The sequence below is a fragment of the uncultured Cardiobacterium sp. genome (genome assembly GCF_938028185.1).
GTDB lineage: Bacteria > Pseudomonadota > Gammaproteobacteria > Cardiobacteriales > Cardiobacteriaceae > Cardiobacterium.
Window position 1 is genome coordinate 1 of sequence record NZ_CALJAH010000062.1, and the last position, 1958, is coordinate 1958.

The window sequence follows — 1958 nt, forward strand, 5'->3', positions numbered from 1 at the left end:
AACAGCTCGCGCAGCGACAAGCATTGCTTGCGAAGCAAGAGAGAGGGGCTTATCCACCGAATTGCAAACAGCCTCTAGTCATTATTAATAGTCGCAGGCCGGTGGGGACAGCAAACCATCCGCGTCAGCGACGACGGAATGCTTTCCCGGCCTGACCAAAATCAGCCAACTGCCGCCGCGCCCGGCGTATAATCCGCGCCCGTTTTTCCAGGCATCACAAGGACATTACATGAAAAAACTCGTCATCCTCGGCGGTGGATTCGCCGGTGTGAACCTCGCCCGCGACCTCGGCCACAACCCGGATTACAGCATCACCCTGATCGACAAGAACAATTACAACTTCTTCCCGCCGCTCATCTACCAGGTCGCGGCGGGCTTCATGTCGCCGTCGGACATCAGCTACCCTTTCCGCAAACTGCTCAACCGCCAGCCGCGCGCCCGCTTCCGCAAAGGCACCGTCACCCGCGTGGATACCAAGGCGAAGCGCGTCTTCCTCGAACAGGGCGGCAGCCTCGAATACGACATCCTCATCGTCGCCCTCGGCGCGCAGCCCAACTACTTCGGCAACCGCGAAGTCGAGCAGAACGCCTACACCATGAAGACCATCGGCGACGCGCTCGCCATCCGCAACAACATCCTCGCGCAACTGGAAGCCGCCTGCGCCCAGCCGCCGCAAGCACGCGCGCCCTACCTGCACTTTGTCGTCGCCGGTGGCGGCGCGAGCGGGGTTGAGCTGACCGGCATCCTCGCCGAAATGCGGCGCGACATCTTTGACAAGGACTACCCCGAACTCGAAGGCGAGCACGGCAAACTCACCCTCGTCACCGCCGACCCGGTGCTGCTGCCGCCGATGCGCGAAGTGTCGCAGCGCTACACCGCTGCCGCCCTGCAAAAACTGGGGGTGGACATCATCTACAACGACCCCGTCACCGCCTACGACGGCCAGACCATCACCCTGAAAAGCGGCAACACCCTTGAAGCGAAAAGCCTCATCTGGACGGCAGGGGTGACAGCGGTCAAACTGGCCGGGTTCGCCGACAGCTGCTACGCACGCGGCAACCGCCTGCGCGTTGACCGCAACCTGCGCGTCATCGGCCTCGAAGACGTCTATGCCCTCGGCGACTGTGCCATGGTCGAAGGCGACCCCGACTACCCCAACGGCCACCCGCAACTGGGACAAGTCGCCAAAGCCCAGGGCAAATACCTCGGCAAACAGTTGGGACGCAACAGCGACAAACCCTTCACCTACAAACACAAGGGCGACATGGCGATGATTGGCCGCCTCTCGGCGGTGGCCGATATGCCGGGCGGCCGCTGCCTGCACGGCATCCCCGCCTGGATAATCTGGGTTATCGTCCACATCCTTGCGCTGGTCACCATGAAAAACCGCGTCGCCGCCGCCTACAACTGGAGCATCGCCTTCCTTACCAAAAACCAGGCGATGCGGATGAACATCCAGCCCAGCCCGCCCCGCGGCCGACGCGATTAACCCCCCACGGAGTACAACATCATGAAAAAACTCGTCATCCTCACCTGCCTCGCCGCCCTGTGCGGCTGCGCCAACAGCGATAACATTTCCGCCAGTACCGCCGCCAAACACGAGCGCGGCAACAGCATCAGCATCAGCAACGAAAGCGGCAGCAACGAAATCTATGGCAGCGTCGGCATGAGTGCCACCGTCAGCAAATAACCACGCCGTTTTCGCGCAAAATCAAAAAGCCGGACGGACATCCGGCTTTTTGCTGACCACAACGGAACAGGTTCAGCATTCGGTTCATTGGGTCTCTCTCTCGCTACGTGGGCTGTTCCAGTCGCTTGTACCCCGCTAACCCAACCTGCGAAGAAAATCATCGTGTTATGACTCATTGTAAACAGCTCCCAGGAGCTGTTTACAATTGAAAAATCTCCCTCCCCTGCAGGGCGAAGCCCGCAGCGGGCGGGTACCCACGCAAAATGCA

General features: G+C 60.7%; 2 protein-coding genes. Both read left to right on the plus strand.

All coding sequences use genetic code 11. The features are described 5' to 3' along the window. Positions 1-229 precede the first annotated feature (229 nt). The gene (locus Q0349_RS02025; protein WP_298079175.1) at positions 230-1489 is read left to right on the plus strand and encodes an NAD(P)/FAD-dependent oxidoreductase; all 1260 of its coding nucleotides are present in this window, start codon (positions 230-232) and stop codon (positions 1487-1489) included. 21 nt (positions 1490-1510) lie between these two features. Next, positions 1511-1690 (plus strand): hypothetical protein, encoded by a 180-nt coding sequence (locus Q0349_RS02030; RefSeq protein WP_298079176.1) that lies wholly within the window; start codon positions 1511-1513, stop codon positions 1688-1690. The last annotated feature ends 268 nt before the right edge of the window (positions 1691-1958 follow it).

Coding starts and splice junctions, on each gene's coding strand:
- Q0349_RS02025 (WP_298079175.1), top strand. CDS start 230: ATGAAAAAACTCGTCATCCTCGGCGGTGGATTCGCCGGTGTGAACCTC.
- Q0349_RS02030 (WP_298079176.1), top strand. CDS start 1,511: ATGAAAAAACTCGTCATCCTCACCTGCCTCGCCGCCCTGTGCGGCTGC.